The organism is Cohnella sp. WQ 127256, assembly GCF_024519285.1.
In the GTDB taxonomy this organism is placed as follows: Bacteria; Bacillota; Bacilli; order Paenibacillales; family Paenibacillaceae; genus Cohnella.
The window spans coordinates 1,438,514-1,457,395 of sequence record NZ_JAMZCY010000001.1; the positions used below are offsets into that span (position 1 = coordinate 1,438,514).

Below are 18,882 nucleotides of genomic sequence, written 5' to 3' on the forward strand. Positions count from 1 at the left end.
CATCTGACACTTCACTTACCTCCTTCTCATCAGAGTTAACCTCTCTCATCACGCTCCTCCAATTACCTTTTTGACATAGTCCTCACATATATATCGATTATCCTCACCATTCATCGGTTGGATATTGGCTACTCTAAAGAAGCTTAGCCCGACAACCATCGCAAGCATGCCGTATGCAGCACTTTGCGTATCATTTACCTTCATTTGCCCTGCCCGGTTACCGTAGTCAAAAATTTTCTCTATGCCTTTAAGGTCTTCCTTATAACCCGCGGCAACGACTTCTTGTAGCTTAGGATCCAATACCGCTTTAGAGAAGAAATGAAGAAATAGCTTTGCTTGATCTTCATGTGGAATATACATTCTTTCATTTCCTTCAAGGTCTGACACATTAATTAATCCTTGCTCAGCATCGCTATAAGGTGGTAGGATGTGCTGCAACGTAACTCCTATCATATCTTTTGGGGTCATTGTATGCTGAATTTGCGAATTGATCTTCAAACCATAGTAGGCTAAAAATGCCTTAAAAGCCTCTATAATCAAGTTATCTTTATTCTTAAAGTAATAGGTGACGACCCCCTTCGAGCATTCCGCGTACTTCGCGACCTTATCCAGAGTCATGCCATCAATCCCGTGTCTACTTATACAGGTAAGTGTGGCGTTTATGACTTCTGCTCGACGCTTTGGCTCTATTCCTACTTTAGGCATTTTTTCACTTCCTCGTTTCATGAATAGCTGACGTTCCGTTTATTTATACTGAACAGTCAGAATAAATAAAGCATATCGAATTCTCCACGCACTGTCAAGCAAGTAGACTTCACCCACCTTCTTACCCTATGTGCAAAAAAGCCCTCATCCAGTAAGAAGATGAGGGCTAAAAGCTTAGAAATCTTTAACGAGACTCGAAATTATCTAAATTGCTGGTGCCGGAACACCGTACTCAGCCCACTGCTCTTTCGTCGGGCCGTACAGATCTGGTACTCGAAGACCAGCCTGACGCATCAACACTGTCATTTGACCACGATGATGAATCTCATGCTTGATAAGAACTTCCAGAACCAAGCCGTTCGGCCACTGATCACCGTACATGTCGCTCATGACAAGCAGATTCTCATTATTCCAGCTAGACTGCACGGTATTTAGCAGCGCTTGCGAGGTCCGATTATAGGCTGCTACAATTTCCGCTGCCGAAGTGGGTACCGGCTCGTCCTCACCAGGTCCTTCGAAAGACAATCCAGTACGCGACGGCATTTCGTGCAAGGTTAGAACAATGTGCCAAGCGAGGCGACCTAGCGTGCGATGATCATTCGTAATTTGTTGACCTAGCGACTCGTCGGTTAGTAGCTCCAACGTACGTAATGTTGCTGCTGTTTCATAGCTCCAAGCGGTGACAAAATCTTCGATTTGTTTGTACATTTCAGAAATCCCCCTTTAGAAGTGGTCATCATCATTATAACAGAATACGCACATTTGTTCTCGTTTTTCTGCATTAATTTTCTAAAATTTGATCGACTCGTTCTTTTGCATTTTTCCAACCTGTCATAAGTGGAAAATCGTATTGCTCACGAGCCTTTAGATTCCAAGGATGCGGAATGCAAAGTACTTTTTTCCCGGCTTCTAGGGCAGGCACTAAATTATGAGGACCATCATCGATCAAGAGATCGTAGTCGATCAGGTATTTACGCTTGCAAGCAATGAAATTCTCGACAGAAATGAACGGCATATGCTTCTGGAGCCAGTTCCACTTCTCGATGACCGATTTAGGCTCGCTAGCCGTAACGATAATGACATCGTAAGCATTGTGGAGTTTTTCCATCTCCTCTATGACATGCTCGTCGAACAGATCAAGCTCCTCGAATAGCCCAGGACGACCGAAGAATACATCTTGCGTGCACTCCGGATGACGCAAGTGATCCGTATTCCAATCGAACATTTCCTCATATTGAAGCGGGTGAGTCGGGAAATCGTTGTTATTATGGTATATCGCGCGTTTGACGAGATGGCATATCGTATCGTCCATATCGACAGCGATAATAGATTTTCTCATTCACTTTCCTCCACTTTGCCTTTTGACATTAACTTAGACCTACTTTACCTTATGCATCCTTTGTTGTCGAAAGATTGTTCACTAGTGAATCATACTGCAAGATTAGCTCCTTCGATGGACGAATACCGAGCTCCCTACTTAGAAGCTTAACATAATCGGTATATTGTGCGGTTAATGCCTTTTTGTTCCCGTCCAGTCCGTGTATCTTCATTAGCATTCTCAAGATCGATTCATCGAGTGGGTTACGCGAGTATAGCTTATATAACAGCTTTAAGGCAATGGTTGTGCTTCGATGGGTAATTAGCTCCTCAGAAACCCGTTTCACGAAAGAAGCATACATGACCGCAAATCGCTCAGCTTCATAAATCGCCCAAACATAAGATTTATTGCCGAATAAGTCACCCGTATAAAGTCTCTCAACTTGAAGCACATCTTCAACATCAGAGGAGTCGATCCTCTCCAGCTTCCCAGCCTTCTGTTCAAATTCCTCAAAATCGATAACTGTATGTGATAATTCCAAAACGTAACCATCATTTTCAGAGCGAACAACCTCGCGCAAACCAAGCGGTTCTAGGGACTTGCGCAGCTGATAGACGGTCGTATTCAAGTATTTTTCCGCGCTATCTCTGGACATGCCTCCGAAGATATCCGTAACGAGCCGGGAACGAGCAATCCGTTTACCGCGATTTAGTAATAAGTACGCAAATAATTCAGCACTTTTGCTAGATATCCATTTGACCCGGCCCTCCTCGTTCTGTACGGAGAAATCACCTAATGTCGTAATAAGAATTTCACGATTCCCCTTGGCATCCGCAGGCTTCAATAAATGTGCTCGAGTGGATTCTCTAACCGCTAACGCACGATTTATCGTTCGTTCCAATCGTTCCTGTGATACTGGCTTAACCAAATAATCCGTAACTGACAGATCATATGCCTCTAAAGCAAATTCTTTATGAGAAGTGACAAAGACGATTTGTAAGCTGCGACTCACCTCATCCATCCTAGCAGCAAACGACATCCCACTTTCGCCCGCCATAGAGATGTCCACGAATGCTAGCCCTATGTCGACATTTGCACTCAGAAACGTCTCTGCAGTCAGCGTATCCGTGAATGCTCCGACGACCTGTACCTCAGGGTACTTAGCCAGCATTTTACGCATGATCAAATGCATCACAGGTTCATCATCAACCAGTATGATTTTCATACGCTTTCACCGCCATTCCATTGCTTTTCATCGTTCCAGCTCCGCTAACAGTGCCGGGTAAACTGAACCTAAAGGTCGTTCCTTCACCAGGTACACTATCGAATTGGAGATTGCCCCCATGGATGCGAAGAAATTCGCGAGTAAGTACGAGGCCAAATCTCATCTCATTTCTCTCATTCGAATAACCTGGCTCCTTAAAGAACATCTCTTCTTGCCGCAGTAGCTTGGACGTCTCTTCGTCGATCCCCATTCCATTGTCGCTCACAGAAACAACCACTTGATCGCCTTCCCTAAAGGCGCCAATCGCAATTGTTCCGCCTATGCCCGTAAACTTGATCGCATTCGATAATAAATTTCGGAAAATGAGGTCGAGCATCTCTTTGTCGGCACTCACCGTCAACGTCTCGTTAATACGCTCTATCATTTGAATATTCTTCATCCCAGCCCTAGCTCCAACAAGTGACAAAGCTTGATTTACAACCTGTCGTAAGTTCCAGGACTGCGGACGAAATACGATTTCCCCTTTCTGGCTACGATACCAATCAAGCAAATGATCGACAAGCTGGAACGTACCACGCACTTGCTCTTTAATTTCCCGGAACAATTCAGCATGCACGATCTCCTCATCCGTCTGCTCCTCGCCCAACAGCTCTGTCAAGCTGACAAGAAGCGCAATGGGATCGCGGATATCGTGAGCCACAACGGTGAATAGCTTGTCCTTAAATGCATTCAAGTGAGACAGCTGTTTCGCATTTTCACGCAATCTCTCCTCATTCTCAATCAGCTCCGTAATATTGTTGAACATGAGCATTTTCCCGATCGGGATTTGACCCATATCGTATATGAAAGTTAAGGTGCAATTATAATGCTTGCGCTGATTATTCTGATATTGCTGAAATGAGAACCGTTCATCCCCACTTTCAACAGCTTGAATCCGTTCTAATAGTTCAGGATAAGCAGTCCATAGAGCCTTACCGGACGCGGGATACTTATTCATTGTACCCAACATGGGAAATACCTCTTCAGCCGCGCGATTGCAGTTGACGATTTGATTTTCATTATCGAGCAATACAACCCCATCCCGAATTGTATCGAACACTTTGGCTAACGCAAGGGGTGTCAATCGAAGCAGATTGAACCGGAAAATACCCCATACATATACAAGGCCAGATATGGCAAACCCAAATGGCGTTAAATCGACGAGGATACCGAAGAAGAAAGCGATATTGCAGAGCATGGGGGCTGTCGCGCCTAATATGAGGACTACAATCTGTTTTCGCACGACCGGTAGGGACTTCAAATACATGGGGATGAAAAGTAACATTCCGAATGCAAGTATGAAATAACTGTATAGGGCATGTATATGATATCCAATTCCCTTAACTGTTGTGTATAGAGGGAGTTCCGAGTTTGTATTCAGCACGTATTCCTTATAGATGAGATGATGCCAATCATTAGTCAAATGGAGGAAAAAAATCGCCACAGGGATGACAAGAAGACCTATGACGAGACGTCGTCGATAACGAGCCGCCACTCCCGTAAATTGAATGACCAGAATGAGCCAAAATATCGTGACGAAGGGAATACCGAAATATTCAATCTGGAGAGATAGCTTCACTTCTTGCAAGCTTGAGCTTAATATCTCTAACGCATAGCCTAATGCATAAATTGACGCCGCCAGCATCATAAAAACCATTGTTCTTGCAACCTGCAAATGGCGTTTACGATACGACAAGAAAGAGACGAACAGCATTAGCGCCGTCGCGAGAAAAAGCAATATCGACATCAATTGACCTGTATCCACGACTATGACCCCCAAACAAACCTAAATATCCATAAAGCATCCGTTCATGTGACCTTAACGCTAGCTATTATACCATTTGGAGAAGCAACCAGTAAAAATATCCACTTTATAATCCGACAAAATGAAAAATATTTCGACACCCCTCACTATCGTTTAGGCCTGATCCTACGCGGATTTGGTCCATTTCATGCTGATTTCTTTCATTATTCATTTATTGGTCATTCCTATACTTAGTTTAGGTACATACAGTCCAGTGATGGAACTGAAAAAATCTATTTAATATGAAGGGGTAGAATCATGGATCTGTATTTAAAGTCAAAGAAGTTAGGGATACTGACGCTGATTTTATGCTTGATCGGATCGATTTTCACGAATACGGCAGAAGCATCTGGAACGAGAACTGGTTACAGTCAACCTCCATGGAAGGAAGTGACTCCGTCGCCCTCCCCAGGACCAAGCGCAAGATTTGCATCGGCCATGGCTTACGATGAAGAAACTGGCAATACCGTGCTTTTCGGCGGAGCTGACTTTAACTATGATGTTCTGAATGATACTTGGGTGTGGGACGGGGACAAATGGACGGACGTGACACCTGCCGACCCGAACGATTCTCCGGAACCGAATGAGTATGGTGAAATGGCTTATGGGGGTCCTGAGAATGGAATGCTATTCTTCGGTGGTGAGAACGTCAACTATTATAACAAAACGTGGCTATGGGACGGAGCCAAATGGAACGATGTCACGCCGGCAGATACAAGCGTGAACTATCCTCCCGCGCGACAACAATTCAGTATGGTTTATATCGGGGATGGCGAGGTCCTTCTCTATGGTGGATTCGGTGAGTATGGCTACTTGTACGACACGTGGATATGGAACAAGATGGGTTGGCGAGAAGTGACGCCTGTCGATCCGAACGACTCTCCCACATACATTCATCGAACGAGCATCGCTTACGACAAGAAAAATGACGAAGTCGTTTTATTCGGTGGGTATACGAGTAATACCCCTCCCCTCTCGAATAAGACCTGGATCTGGGACGGTCATGTATGGAATCTTCGAACACCCGCCACCTCGCCTCCACCACGCGTATTTGCTAGTATGGTCTATGATTCGAGCATCGAGAAAGTCATTCTCGTTGGCGGAGAGGCAACCTACGTTCCTAAAGATGACGTATGGTTCTGGGATGGTGATACTTGGACTGAGCAGGTTGAAGCGAATTTGCCTACGCTAAGCTTATCCAATATGGTCTTCGATAGTCGGAAAGGTCAAACGGTTCTCTTTAGCGGTTATAATGATGACTACCTTTTCGAAACCACTTGGACGCACCGAATTTCAGAAGTATCCGAAGTGAAAATGACTCCTTCATCTAATGTGGAGAATACAGTTACGGATTGGTCGGTTGAATTTACAACTGGACATTATGGATCTTTGATAGGTGGAACGGATACCCTTACTGTTCAGGCACCTGTGGGCACAACTCTCCCCTCTTCAAACCTCAATTATACAATTGAAGGCGTGCCTGCTCTATCCGTAACGCAAACGGCTTCCAATGAGGCAACACTAACGCTTTCGCAAAATATAGCTGCAAACACAAGTGTGAGTATCTTGATCAGCAGCGTCACCAACCCTTCTTCAGGCAGTTATACTTCAACAGATTTTGTCTTAGCAACAAGTCAGGACATCGTTTGGACAACAGCATCAGAGGGAATGGTTTTCATTGTTCCCGATCATATCGAGCTTATCGCGACTCCTTCCATGGTTACCGTTGGTGGCAGCATTTCTGTTGCCGGTATTGTTTATGACAGCAATGAAATACCTGCTACTGGCGTCGTTGTTAGCTTAACAGTCACATCAGGTAGCCTCGGCTCATCTAAAGTTACCACAGATGCAAAGGGTCAGTTCAGTACCATTTTTACGGCCTCTTCTGTCCCTGAAACCGTAACGATTACTGCCGTGGACATTGCAAATCAATCTGTTCAGGGCACTGCTTCCGTCCAGGTAAATAGAGCCGTACCTGTTCCCGATCATATTCAACTTGTAGTTACACCTTCTACAATAACGATCGGAGGAAATGTCTCAATTACTGGCGTTGTAAATGACAGTCAAGCTATGCCGATTTCGGGTGCTATAGTCGTGTTAACGGCCACATCAGGAAGATTAGGTTCATCTCGCATGACAACGGATGTTAGTGGTCAGTTCAGTACGACATTCACGGCACCTTCAGTACCCGGAACCGTGACGATTACTGCCGTTGACAATACAAATCCATCCGTTACGGGGAATGCAACCGTACAAGTTAACAATCGTTCAAACGGTGGAAACACGGGTGGTTCAGTTGGAGGAGGTCAACCAAGCTCCCCACTCTCCTCAACCAATGGTAAATTAACAGTACCTCCTGGTAAACAAGGTACAGTCAGTCTAGGTGATGAGGTAACTGTCTCAATTCCAGCTAACAGTACGCCTAAAGAGCTGCAAATCACTATTGAAAAGGTATTGAATCCGAAGGATATTCCAGTTAATGCAAACAACCAGATCACTTCCATCTATGCGATCTCTAAGAACATTCCGGATGACTTCACGAAGCCGGCAACGTTAACCATCTCGTTCGATCCTACGAAATTGAATTCTGACGAATATCCTGTTGTATTCTACTTTGATGAGATGAAGAAGAATTGGGTGCAAGTCAGTGGCTCACAGGTAACCGGAAAACAAATTTCTGTAGATATCACTCATTTAGGTACGTTTGCCGTATTCGGCGTTCCAAACAAGGGGAATAGCCCAACGCCTGAAATGACCTTTAGCGACATTGCCGGACATTGGGCTGAAGCCAGTATCAAACAAGCAGTGAGAAGTGGAATTGTCAAAGGCTACCCAGACGGTTCGTTTAAACCTAATCGTACCGTGACACGCGCAGAATTCGCAGTGATGCTAATGAACGCGTTACAATCTCAAGATGAAGGTGCGGCATTGTCATTCATGGATTCGTCTAAGATCGGTCAATGGGCACGTATAGCAGTCGCTCAGGCTGTGCAAGCAGGTCTTATCAAAGGCTTTGAAGATGGTAGCTTCCGTCCAGATGTAGACATCACTCGATCAGAGATGGCAGTGATGATCGCGAGAGCTTTGCGTTTGGCATCCGAAGAAAAGCTAACGAGCTTCACAGATGACAGTCACATACCCGCTTGGGCAAAAAGTGCAGTGGATCTTATTAGCAATAGGGGTATTATGCAAGGCAAAGGCAGCAATACCTTCTTCCCTAATGACAAAACAACTAGAGCTGAAGCGGTAACAGTCCTAATCAATTTGTTGGCTCACATTCCTCCAAGAGGATAAGGTTAAATCGTTCAAAAGGCAGGTTACCGATGATATGGTAACCTGCCTTTAATCTTCAACATATTGATTTTGCTTCACTCAGGAAAAATAGATGCTATTTCAAATAGGGAGCGGGATTAACCTGTACTAATTTTTTACGAACTTCAAAGTGGAGATGATTACCGGTAGATATGCCTGTTGAACCTACCAGACCGATTTTTTCACCTCTTTTGACAGTCTTGTCTGTTTTCACAAGAATCGCACTTAAATGTCCGTATAAGGTTACTAAGTCTCCACCGTGATCAATGGCGATTGTGTTTCCGTAGCCACTTGTGCTTTGCGCGATGGTGACGACGCCAGACTCTGCTGCATATACAGGCGTACCTTTAGGTGCAGCCATATCCAATCCCCCATGAAGCTTTCTCTTACCGGTAACAGGATGATCGCGATACCCAAATTCGGATGAAACCCGATAATCTCCCTTCAAGGGCACGCCAAGCTTGCCACCTTTGTAATAGTTCTTGATTCGGTTTTTCTTCGCCGCCAGAGCGGAAGCTTCCTTCATGAGTTGCGTAAGCTGCTGCTCTGCTTCTTCACTGATCTCTTCCATGTAAGTAATTTGCTTATCTAAGTTCGCTAGTAAGACTTCCTTATCCAATTCCTCTTGGTGTAGCTTCGCCTTTTGGGCTTCCAATTGAACATAGAGCTCCTTAACATCCTTCAATTCATTTTCTCTTTGAATTTTCTTCTCCGCGACTTCTTCTGAGTATTTCTCCTTCTCATTCGCGATGTTGCGGTCCTGAGTAGTGATCGATTCAACTACGTCGAGCCGAACAAGAAAATCTGAGAAGCTTGCCGCGCTAAATAGAACGTCTAAATACGATACAGGTCCAGCCACGTAAGCCATACGTACCCTCGAGTCCATCAGTTCTTTACGGTTATTCAGCTGTTTAATCGCTTCATCTAGCTCTTTGCCTGTTGTTACTAGCTTCTCTTCTGAAGCCGCAATTTCAACTAATGTTTCATCTAGCTTTTGCTGAATCTGACCTATTCGTCCAAGTACGGCTTCTAAATCTTCTTTCGTTGCTACTTTCTTTCCCGTTAACTCTTTGACGCTTTTCGTGGCATATCGCTGTTTTTGCTGGGCTTTATTCATCTCTTCTTGGTTTTTTTTCAGATCTTGATTAACTTTCTCAAGTTCGGACAACGCTTGTCCTCTGTATGGGTTTGTAATGAGTCCTGCTATTAGAAGCATCGTTATTAACAGTAGTAGTTTCCTTCTCACAACCATTCTCCTTCTACGATGAGGTTTACATGAAATGTTAATTCTACAGATTTATTCGAGTACTCATTTCGACATGATGTATTATTATTCCTTTTTTGAGATCATCTTTTTAAGTAAATGTGTCGAAACATAAAAATGGACCAAGGCAATTTCACCCTGGTCCATTGACTGATTTGAAGTGTCTACATTAATGCGAAGCCGAATACTCTTTCATTTCGGCAGCGGGATCAAATTTCTCTTTACTCATGAACAGCGCTGCAAGAAGAGCAATAACAGCGGGGATAATCGCCCAAGCAAACGTATGAACAATGGATGAGGAAAGTGCCTCTGTAATCTTATCCAGAACCGGAGTCGGAATTTGATCCCGGGTTTCCGGCGTTAGAATTTTACGAGGATCGCTTAGATCGACACCTTCCGGCATTTGAGCGCCACCGCTGAACATGGCAGCTAATTTATTCATAAACACATGGCTTTGAATTATTCCGAATACCGTAATCCCCAGCGTCATTCCTAGTGACCGCATGAAGTTAAGCGTCGAACTTGCAGAGCCGCGTTGTCTTGCAGAGAAGCCATGAATCGCCGCATTACTTAATACAGAGAACGAGGCTCCGATACCTAAACCGACCAAAATCATGAAGATCGTAACGATAAAGCGCGTAGATCCAGTCGTTAACGTAGTAAGCAGAGCAATTCCCACAACAAGCAACGCTAAAGTCGGAATCATAATGGAGCGATACTTAAACTTAGTAAGCATGGCGCCTCCACCCGCTGCAGTAACGACGGAGCCAAGCATCATCGGAAGCAGGACAAGACCTGAATTCGTTGCCGATCCACCGAGAACACCTTGGATGAAGATCGGAATGTAGATCGAAGCCGTAATAAACGCTGCCCCAGCAAACATAGCCATAATATTACTTGTTGAATAGAGACGGTTCTTAAACATACCGAAGGTGATGATCGGCTCTTGAGCACGACGTTCGATCATAATAAATGCAATGATAAGCAGCGCAAAAGCTGCGAATAATCCTATAATCATGCTGGAATCCCAAGCATACTGCTTACCACCAAACTCAAGCGCAAACATAAGGCACAGGATTGCAGCGACAAGCGTAAAAGCGCCAAGGTAGTCGATTTTTTGTTTGGAATGCTCGACGGATTCTTTGTAGAAGAAAGCAATCATCACGAAAGCAATAAGGCCTAGTGGTAAGTTGATGTAGAAAATCCACTGCCAATTGATATAATCCGTAATATAAGCCCCCAGAAGCGGACCAAAAATACTGGAGATTCCAAATACAGCACCGAACAAACCGCCCATTTTCCCACGTTTATCGGCAGGAACCACATCGAACATGATCGTAAATGCGATGGGCATTAGAGCTCCGCCACCAATACCTTGAATTGCACGGTATATACTTAGCTCTACGATCGTGTCTGCCGTACCACATAAGGCAGAGCCGATCATGAAGACAATGATCCCGAATATAAAGAAGCGTTTACGACCATACATATCTGATAATTTACCGAAAATCGGCATACCAGCCATCTCTGCCACAAGATAAGCTGAAGTTACCCACATTAATTTGTCAAAGCCGCCAAGCTCTCCGACAATCGTACCGATTGCAGTTGCTACTATGGTGTTATCCATAGATGCCATAAGAATGGCCAGCAGTAAACCTCCAAGGATAACGCCCATGTTATTTTTCTTTACCATCGAATCTTGTTCCCTCCACATTGTTCATATACCCAACCATCATGATCAAAGCCCTTCGGCCAAAATCCGTTTCAAAAACAAACCCGTATAAGAGGTCTGGCTTGTAGCTACCTGTTCTGACGTGCCTTCGGCAACAAGCTTCCCTCCAGCTGCGCCCCCTTCTGGGCCAATATCAATAACCCAGTCGGATTCGCGGATCAATTCCAGACTGTGCTCGACAACGACAACAGTATTACCTGAATCCACCAGCTTACTCAATAAAATATGAAGCTGCTTAATATCAGACGGATGCAAACCAGTCGTCGGTTCGTCCAATAAATAAAGAGTATGGTTTTTGGATGGCTTACTCAACTCCTTAGCTAGCCTTATCCGTTGCCCCTCTCCGCCCGATAAGGTTTTGACGGATTGACCCCACTTCAGGTAGCCTAGCCCAACCTCGCACAGCATTTCGATTAAACCTGCGATTTTAGCTTCCGACTTAAGGATAGGTAGGCTCTCCTGCACCGACATATTTAACAGATCAGAGATAGAGTAGCCTTCATACTGAACCTGCAATACCTCATCCGTAAACCTTCTCCCCCTGCAGTCATGACACTTAACCTCCAAATCCGGAAGGAAGTTCATATCCAAGCTAAGTACGCCTAGTCCCTGACAGGTTTCGCATCTTCCACCTGGTGTATTGAAGGAGAAATGCTTCGTTGTCAGCTTTCTCTTCTTGGCTTCTGGCAGCCCGGCAAATAGGGAGCGAAGATGCGTAAATACATCGGTATAGGTCGCGACATTCGAACGCTGCATTCTCCCCATCGGGGATTGATCGAAGATCACGATATTTCCGATATGCTCAATTCCCGTTATTTCCTTACATCCCTTCTGCTCAGGCTCTTTCTGATTTCCTTGTGCGAGAATATCGAATACAAGGGTAGATTTACCAGAGCCCGAAACTCCCGTCACAGCGACGAGACAGCCTAGTGGGAAGGATACAGCCGGGATATCGATATTGCGAGCGAGTGCCTGCCGAATCGTAATGTGCTGTCCGTTACCCTTCCTGCGGACTCGTGCTGGAGCTGGAAGTCTCTCTGCTCTCAAATAGGCGCCTGTAACCGAAAGCTCGCTTTCCATCAAATCCTCTATGCTACCCTCTCCTACAATGGTTCCACCGTTCAAACCAGCGCCTGGTCCGATATCAATAATATGATCAGCTGCACGCATCATCTCAATATCATGCTCAATGACGAGTACGGTATTACCCAGATCACGCAGCTGCTGGAGCACTCGAATGAGACCAACCGTATCTCTTGGATGAAGGCCAGTCGTTGGTTCATCCAGAATATAGAGCACTCCGGTTAGTCCTGAACCAAGCAGCGATGCAAGCCTCAAGCGCTGAGCTTCACCACCGGACAGCGTTACCGTCTGCCGGTTCATGGACAAATAGCCAAGCCCTACATCCAAGATCCGCTTCAGACGCGTAGGCATATCAACGAGGATCGGCTCCAGCAGATGAAGGCCTTCAGGCGGGAGTGCCGCCTCCAAGCCTTTGGTCCATTCAAATACTTCGCCTAATGACCAGTCGGATACATCGTTAATAGAGGAATTGGCTACCCGAACAAGACGAACTTCTTTTTTCAGGCGAGCTCCAAGGCATTCGGGGCAAAGCTGAGCTTGAAAGAAGCCACCCTCTTTTTCTTGAGAACCGGCCTCCTCTTCCTTCTCCTTGTAACGCCGCCACAAGCCGGGGATTACACCTTCGAATTTCGTACCTTGGACTGGCTTCACATTCGGATAATGTCGCTTGAATGCTTCGCTCTCGACTCCGTAATATAACAAATCGCGCTGAACTTCACCGTAATCTCTTAAGGGCTGATCCGGGTCTAATTCAAACCCGTAATGCTTAGCAGCCGCCATAATTATACGGATCTGGATATCGCGATGGACCCCATTCAAGGAGGCAACTCCACCCTCTTTCAAGCTGAGTGCTGGATGGAAGACCGCGGCTTCATTGATGCTAGCCACGTGACCAAGTCCACTGCATGATTCGCAAGCTCCCTCTGGTTTGTTGAAGGAAAAGTGCGACATTCCCAGTTTCTCAAGTTCTGTCCCACAATGAGGGCAACCTAACCTTTGACGCTCCATATCCTCGTCTTCATCTGCCAACAGTCCTGCTGGTTCAAAAGTAGGCGGAATACTCCCGTTACAGGAAGGACATATCCGCACCCCCAGTCTCGCAAAGAGGAAACGGACAAACGTATAGAGGTCTGTCACGGTACCGACTGTCGAGCGGGGATTCCGATTCGTGACATGCTGTCCAACACTAATGGATGGGGACAACCCAGCAATGGACTCAACCTTAGGCTTGCCAATCGTATCCGCAGCCATCCTCATGGAATCCATGTACTGACGCTGACATTCCCGCTGAAGAGTGTCCATGGCCAGAGTAGATTTTCCCGATCCTGACGGTCCAGTAAGTACAACTAGCTTATATTTAGGAATAGAAAGAGAAATATTTTTTAGGTTGTTTTCACGGGCACCCTTGATCACAATGGTATCTTTCACAATAATCCTCCTCATTCCTAGCTGAAAATCTTCCCTTGGGTAAAGACCTTTGCAAATAAACAGTGAATTCGATACAATAAACCTAATTAATAACTTGATTGTCGAATATCTTGATCATCGAGATAATTTTATCTTAAAAGGAGGTTTTCCTTTTGTCAAGCCATCAGCAAGATCAAGCTAAGGATCCTCAGGAGCAATTCGTCTCAAATATGCGTTCACTAGGAAACAGAACGGTATTATATCAGCAAAATGTAGCTACCTCGCTTGGGTTATACAATAATGACTATATATCCATTGATATTCTCCGTGAAAAAGGACCGATCACCGCCGGTGAGCTCGCCAAATTAACTGGACTTGCTACGGGAAGTATAACCGCTTTAGTAGACCGACTTGAAAAGGTTGGCTACGTTCGGAGGCAAAATGATCCTAATGATCGTCGCAGAGTTATTATTGTCCCCCAGTATGAACAAAGAGAAGATGTCAGCAATACGTACCACCCCCTTCACACCGCTATGATCAAATTAGCTTCTTCCTATACGGCTGAAGAGCTTGAGCTGATTACTCAGTTTTTAGGCAAAGCAAGTACAGTGCTAGATGAGCAAATGCAACATCTTAATGCGTCAAAACAAAGCAAATCTTCTTCTTAAACCTTATTTAAAACTGAAAAGGACGATATCACTACAGTCATAAGACTCAGGATATCGTCCTTTTCTTAGGGTTACGCTCCAGCATCCACTAACAACCGCTCGATGGCTGTAAAGTGATTTGATCTAGCATGCTGCAATGGCGTAACCCCATTCTTATCGGGAATTGTTACATCAGCCCCATGTTCAATAAGCAGCTTGATAACTTGTTGCTGTTTTTCTCCGCCATTATTTAATACGATGGCTTCCATCAACGCTGTCCACCCTAGATTATTAATGTGATTAACATTAACCTTCGATCGAGTAAGCAACTCTTCAACGACTTCTACATAACCATGCTCCGAAGCGGGGATGAGTGCTGTTCCTCCATAGCGATTCGTAATCGTTGGATCTGCGCCGGCATCGTTCATTAGCTTTAGGATTTCAAGCAATCCTTCCGCTCCAGCGTATAAGAAAGGATTATCTAGCTTGTTATCCTGAAGATTGATGTCTGCTCCAGCTTCGATCAACGCTTTTACCACATCCACTTTATTGGCATGAGTAGCAGCTATAATAGCAGTTCGTCCTAGTGCATCTCTCGTATTAATATCTACTCCATTTTTGATCTCTTGTAGCACTTCATCGGTATCTCCACGTTCTGCTGCCTGAAAAAATGCTGTATTCATTGATGAAATGTCCTCCTCCGCTAAGTTTATCTGTTGCTGACACCCTGTTAAAAACCATATAACGATGCAAATCATGATGTACCGCATAAACGGACCTCTTTCTTCTGATTACGCTTCTATTTCAAGCTCCTTTTAGCTCGCGTTACGATCCGCTTGGTTTCCTTTGTATCCGAAGACTTCAGCCACTCATCACAAACTTGCAAAACCCACTCAGGGTTCGTTTTACTAGCATCATTCAACCAATTACTAACTGAATCCTGAACATACTTTACTGGATCAGATTTAACAACTTCTAAAAGCGGAAGCGCAATCGCCGGATTTTCTTTTAATGCCACAATATGCTTTGCCCACACGCCTTGTGGGCGAGTTGATTCGATAGCAAACCTTCTAATATTCGCATCTTCATCAAGAACCCAAACACTTAAATCATCTATTGAATCTATTAACTGTTTACTGATTGGCTCCCTTAAGGCCATCCAAGCAATCTCACGCACACCAAAATGGGAATCAGCAGCAAATGGGCGAATACTTCTGAGTTTCTCCTCAATGCTCAAGTGCTGATTCTGACCTACAATATACGCCGCCCAGCAGCGGACACTGTCTGAACAATGCTGAGATAATGCTACGAAGATTCGTGAACTTTCCACATCGGATATGCTATCCATAAGCACTTGCCACTCACGTGCAACTGCAGGTATTATCTTCATGATTTTTTTTCGGACAAAGCTTCCAACCTATGCATTATAGGCTTGGACTCTATTTCTAGTCCTAGCTCACACATCGTATTTTGCAGAAGTACAACATGATCCACAGCAAGCCATTCCGTCAAATTGACAGATTGTATCCTCCCCTTCTGCAGCAGTTCTACGACTTCACTTGGAATATCACTTATTTTCCGAGCTCCTTTTCTATGTAATAAATCGTTGGAGAGCAATTGTGCAACCTCAGTACACATTTAAATCTTCCTTTCTACATAATATACTTTTATATTTAGTTTACATAATTATTGTTATGTTATTTTGGCTTCCATTTCTTCACATAATGAAATAAGCTTATTTATCGTTTTCCAATTCCGTGTCGTTGCTAGAACGCCCAACTTCTCCACTTGGATGGCAAGCTTTGAATTCCGAGCACTCTTTCCATACAAGAGGAACACGTCTCTCCCCACGATTTGAAATTGATCATCCTTGGAGTCAAATTCCTTCAGCTTGTCGATACGCTCCGCTTGGGGCTCGTCCGCTAGTATTGTGACGTATAGGCACTCCCCCTCCGAAGTGGCTTCTGCATCAGCAATTTGCTTCTCTGTGAAGGGACAGCTTGCACCAATCCTCTTCAATTCCGTTGACGTTCTTAGAACAGACTTGATAGAGAGACCGAACACCTTCTCAATTTGCTGTTCGATCCGTTGACGTAGGTGAGCCTCATCTTCCTCCGACTCGAACAATATGTTGCCGCTTTGAATATAAGTCTGGACCCGGGCTAAACCTATCGCACCAAGCGCTTCCCTTAAATCTGCCATCTTCATTTTATTGTGCCCGCCTACGTTGATCCCTCGCAGTAAAGCAATGTATACGCTCATTTATTCACCGCTTTCTTAGTAGTCGATCTTACCAAACTTAAACAATTACTATTATACACAATTAAGAAAAGGTTCCTAAATCCTTGAATTGAAAAGGTCTCATCCTATTCTCTTCAACGTCTCACAACGACGATGAAGGGAATAGGATGAGACCATCAAACAGCTATATACACTTGGAATAATTATGTCATTGTTAGAGGGGAATCATTATTAAGTCCGTCGCATATATGCACGTACCGTGATAGGTGCGAAGATCGCCACAATAACACCAGCTCCAATGAGGGAAATGCCGAGATCCCATCCTATGGTTCCTGTATTAGCTAAATCTCGGACAGCTGTGACAAGGTGTGAGATCGGATTAATGTTAACAAACCACTGGAGCCAGTTGGGCATGGTATCGACCGGAACGAACGCATTAGATAGGAAGGTGAGCGGAAACAGCACGATCATCGATATCCCCTGTACGCTTGAAGCAGTACGAGCTATTACACCAAAGAAGGCGAATATCCAACTGATTGCCCAAGCACAAACGATGACAAGTACCGCGGCGATAGCCACGTTACCCAGTCCGCCATCAGGCCGATAGCCCATAATAAAACCCATAGTAAAGGTGAGTACCGTCGCAATGGTATACCGGACGGTGTCTGCCAACAGAGCTCCCGCCAATGGTGCAATGCGCGCGATAGGTAGTGATTTGAATCTGTCAAATACGCCTTTGTCCATATCCTCACGTAATTGGACGCCAGTCACGATTGAAGTCGTGATCACGGTTTGCACGAGGATGCCGGGAATGATGACAGGCAAATAGCTCGCTATATCACCAGAAATAGCCCCGCCAAAGATGTAAGTAAACATCAGGGTGAAGATGATGGGTTGAAGCGTTACATCGAACAATTGCTCCGGTGTACGCCGAATTTTTAGCAAGCCTCGATAGGCCATTGTCAACGAGTTGCGTATCGTCTGGCCGAAGCTCGTATAGTTTTTCAATTTGCGCTCAGCGCCTGGTCTAATGGTAGTCGTTCTCATACTCTTACCTCCTCCGCTTTGTTCGATTCATTGGAAGCCTGTGAGGCGTCTTCCTTCACTCCATGGCCAGTAAGGGTTAGAAATACCTCGTCAAGGCTCGGTTTCTGTACACTCATCTCCGCCAAGTGAATCCCCTCTGCTCGAAGCGCGATAAGCAGGTCAGTTACCAGGTCGGCGTTGGCCATCGGTGCAGTAATCTTTCCGGCTTCTGACGATACGATAGACTGAACCTTGAGCACCTGTTCAATCGTTCGACGGGCATTCTCGATATCCAGCGAATTTTGAACTCTTAATTGCAACGACGAGGTGCCAACTGACGCTTTCAGTTCATCCACGGTGCCTTCAGCAACAACTCGGCCATGATCGATAACCGCGATACGGTCAGCCAATTGATCAGCCTCATCCAGGTACTGCGTCGTTAGCAGAACGGTTGACCCCGTCTTCACCAAGCGGCGAATCGTATCCCACATCTGTGCACGCGTGCGCGGGTCCAATCCAGTAGTCGGTTCATCTAAGAAGATGAGCGGTGGCTGAGCAATAAGACTCGCAGCCAAATCCAGTCGGCGACGCATACCACCGGAGAAATTTTTGAGCGGTCGTCTTGCGGCCTCCGTCAAACCGAATTCCTCAAGCAGCTCATCTGCCTTGCGCTTAGCCTCTGCACGCCCTAGGCCGAGCAGCCGGGAGAAGATAATCAAATTCTCAGTAGCACTGAGTGACTCGTCGACCGATGCGTACTGACCGGTTACTCCAATTAATTGACGGACAATCTGTGACTCCTTCACCACATCGTGTCCGAAGATACGTGCTGAGCCCGCGTCCGGTCGAAGTAGGGTCGCTAGCATTCTGATTGCAGTGGTCTTGCCTGCCCCATTCGGACCAAGCACGCCATAGATTGAACCTGTACGAACATTTAAATCTACGCCATCCACTGCTCGATTACTGCCAAACGCTTTAACGAGTCCACGTGCCTCGACTGCCCATTCTCCATGGTTGTTATCTAATTGCTTTCTGTATAAATGATCCATTACCATTCCTCCCAATTAACTGATTACTTA

At 45.2% G+C, this 18,882-nt stretch carries 14 protein-coding genes and 1 pseudogene; 2 read left to right on the top strand and 13 right to left on the bottom strand.

The genetic code is table 11. The annotated features are described in order from the left end of the window. Positions 1 to 48: 48 nt before the first annotated feature. From M1K58_RS06345 to M1K58_RS06365, 5 genes are all read right to left on the bottom strand, one after another. Entirely contained in the window at positions 49 to 705 is a 657-nt protein-coding gene (locus M1K58_RS06345) for a TetR/AcrR family transcriptional regulator (RefSeq protein WP_256757809.1), read from the bottom strand. A gap of 204 nt (positions 706 to 909) precedes the next feature. Continuing rightward, positions 910 to 1,413, bottom strand: a complete 504-nt coding sequence (locus M1K58_RS06350; RefSeq protein ID WP_256757810.1) for a DinB family protein — start codon at positions 1,411 to 1,413, stop codon at positions 910 to 912. A 73-nt stretch (positions 1,414 to 1,486) separates the two neighbouring features. After that, positions 1,487 to 2,044, bottom strand: a complete 558-nt coding sequence (locus M1K58_RS06355) for a 5' nucleotidase, NT5C type (RefSeq protein WP_256757811.1) — start codon at positions 2,042 to 2,044, stop codon at positions 1,487 to 1,489. 49 nt (positions 2,045 to 2,093) lie between these two features. Further along, positions 2,094 to 3,248 (bottom strand): response regulator, encoded by a 1,155-nt coding sequence (locus tag M1K58_RS06360; protein WP_256757812.1) that lies wholly within the window; start codon positions 3,246 to 3,248, stop codon positions 2,094 to 2,096. Beyond that, complete coding sequence (locus M1K58_RS06365) at positions 3,229 to 5,052, bottom strand: sensor histidine kinase (RefSeq protein WP_256757813.1); 1,824 nt, start codon at positions 5,050 to 5,052, stop codon at positions 3,229 to 3,231. Before M1K58_RS06365 ends, M1K58_RS06360 begins: the two co-directional genes overlap by 20 nt. Positions 5,053 to 5,349: 297 nt before the next feature. Here M1K58_RS06365 and M1K58_RS06370 point away from each other — a divergent pair, with 297 nt between their 5' ends. Next, the gene (locus M1K58_RS06370) at positions 5,350 to 8,385 is read left to right on the top strand and encodes an S-layer homology domain-containing protein (RefSeq protein WP_256757814.1); all 3,036 of its coding nucleotides are present in this window, start codon (positions 5,350 to 5,352) and stop codon (positions 8,383 to 8,385) included. 94 nt (positions 8,386 to 8,479) lie between these two features. On the opposite strand, the gene M1K58_RS06375 is transcribed toward M1K58_RS06370, so the two are convergent. From M1K58_RS06375 to uvrA, 3 genes are all read right to left on the bottom strand, one after another. Continuing rightward, positions 8,480 to 9,649 carry a murein hydrolase activator EnvC family protein gene (locus tag M1K58_RS06375; RefSeq protein ID WP_256757815.1) on the bottom strand — a complete coding sequence of 390 codons (1,170 nt, stop codon included), beginning with the start codon at positions 9,647 to 9,649 and terminating at the stop codon, positions 8,480 to 8,482. A 187-nt stretch (positions 9,650 to 9,836) separates the two neighbouring features. Continuing rightward, the gene (locus M1K58_RS06380; RefSeq protein WP_256757816.1) at positions 9,837 to 11,360 is read right to left on the bottom strand and encodes an MDR family MFS transporter; all 1,524 of its coding nucleotides are present in this window, start codon (positions 11,358 to 11,360) and stop codon (positions 9,837 to 9,839) included. Positions 11,361 to 11,405: 45 nt separating this feature from the next. After that, positions 11,406 to 13,910: an excinuclease ABC subunit UvrA gene (gene uvrA / locus M1K58_RS06385; protein WP_256757817.1), complete on the bottom strand. Its 2,505-nt coding sequence runs from the start codon at positions 13,908 to 13,910 to the stop codon at positions 11,406 to 11,408. A gap of 209 nt (positions 13,911 to 14,119) precedes the next feature. Here uvrA and M1K58_RS06390 point away from each other — a divergent pair, with 209 nt between their 5' ends. Beyond that, positions 14,120 to 14,557 (top strand): MarR family winged helix-turn-helix transcriptional regulator, encoded by a 438-nt coding sequence (locus M1K58_RS06390; protein ID WP_256758268.1) that lies wholly within the window; start codon positions 14,120 to 14,122, stop codon positions 14,555 to 14,557. A gap of 71 nt (positions 14,558 to 14,628) precedes the next feature. On the opposite strand, the gene M1K58_RS06395 is transcribed toward M1K58_RS06390, so the two are convergent. From M1K58_RS06395 to M1K58_RS06415, 5 genes and pseudogenes are all read right to left on the bottom strand, one after another. Further along, positions 14,629 to 15,306, bottom strand: a complete 678-nt coding sequence (locus tag M1K58_RS06395) for an ankyrin repeat domain-containing protein (RefSeq protein ID WP_483862588.1) — start codon at positions 15,304 to 15,306, stop codon at positions 14,629 to 14,631. A gap of 29 nt (positions 15,307 to 15,335) precedes the next feature. Then, positions 15,336 to 16,174, bottom strand: a pseudogene (locus M1K58_RS06400) (DNA alkylation repair protein). 54 nt (positions 16,175 to 16,228) lie between these two features. Continuing rightward, positions 16,229 to 16,798, bottom strand: a complete 570-nt coding sequence (locus tag M1K58_RS06405) for a DUF1697 domain-containing protein (RefSeq protein WP_256757818.1) — start codon at positions 16,796 to 16,798, stop codon at positions 16,229 to 16,231. 210 nt (positions 16,799 to 17,008) lie between these two features. After that, positions 17,009 to 17,824, bottom strand: coding sequence for an ABC transporter permease (locus M1K58_RS06410; protein ID WP_256757819.1), 816 nt, complete (start codon positions 17,822 to 17,824; stop codon positions 17,009 to 17,011). Beyond that, complete coding sequence (locus tag M1K58_RS06415) at positions 17,821 to 18,852, bottom strand: ATP-binding cassette domain-containing protein (protein ID WP_256757820.1); 1,032 nt, start codon at positions 18,850 to 18,852, stop codon at positions 17,821 to 17,823. The genes M1K58_RS06410 and M1K58_RS06415 overlap by 4 nt, the downstream gene beginning before the upstream one ends. Positions 18,853 to 18,882 lie beyond the last annotated feature (30 nt).

Excerpts from the sequence above, each read along its gene's own strand:
- M1K58_RS06345 (WP_256757809.1), bottom strand. The coding sequence starts at position 705 with ATGCCTAAAGTAGGAATAGAGCCAAAGCGTCGAGCAGAAGTCATAAAC.
- M1K58_RS06350 (WP_256757810.1), bottom strand. The coding sequence starts at position 1,413 with ATGTACAAACAAATCGAAGATTTTGTCACCGCTTGGAGCTATGAAACA.
- M1K58_RS06355 (WP_256757811.1), bottom strand. The coding sequence starts at position 2,044 with ATGAGAAAATCTATTATCGCTGTCGATATGGACGATACGATATGCCAT.
- M1K58_RS06360 (WP_256757812.1), bottom strand. The coding sequence starts at position 3,248 with ATGAAAATCATACTGGTTGATGATGAACCTGTGATGCATTTGATCATG.
- M1K58_RS06370 (WP_256757814.1), top strand. The coding sequence starts at position 5,350 with ATGGATCTGTATTTAAAGTCAAAGAAGTTAGGGATACTGACGCTGATT.
- M1K58_RS06380 (WP_256757816.1), bottom strand. The coding sequence starts at position 11,360 with ATGGTAAAGAAAAATAACATGGGCGTTATCCTTGGAGGTTTACTGCTG.
- M1K58_RS06390 (WP_256758268.1), top strand. The coding sequence starts at position 14,120 with ATGCGTTCACTAGGAAACAGAACGGTATTATATCAGCAAAATGTAGCT.
- M1K58_RS06395 (WP_483862588.1), bottom strand. The coding sequence starts at position 15,306 with ATGCGGTACATCATGATTTGCATCGTTATATGGTTTTTAACAGGGTGT.
- M1K58_RS06405 (WP_256757818.1), bottom strand. The coding sequence starts at position 16,798 with ATGAGCGTATACATTGCTTTACTGCGAGGGATCAACGTAGGCGGGCAC.
- M1K58_RS06410 (WP_256757819.1), bottom strand. The coding sequence starts at position 17,824 with ATGAGAACGACTACCATTAGACCAGGCGCTGAGCGCAAATTGAAAAAC.
- M1K58_RS06415 (WP_256757820.1), bottom strand. The coding sequence starts at position 18,852 with ATGGATCATTTATACAGAAAGCAATTAGATAACAACCATGGAGAATGG.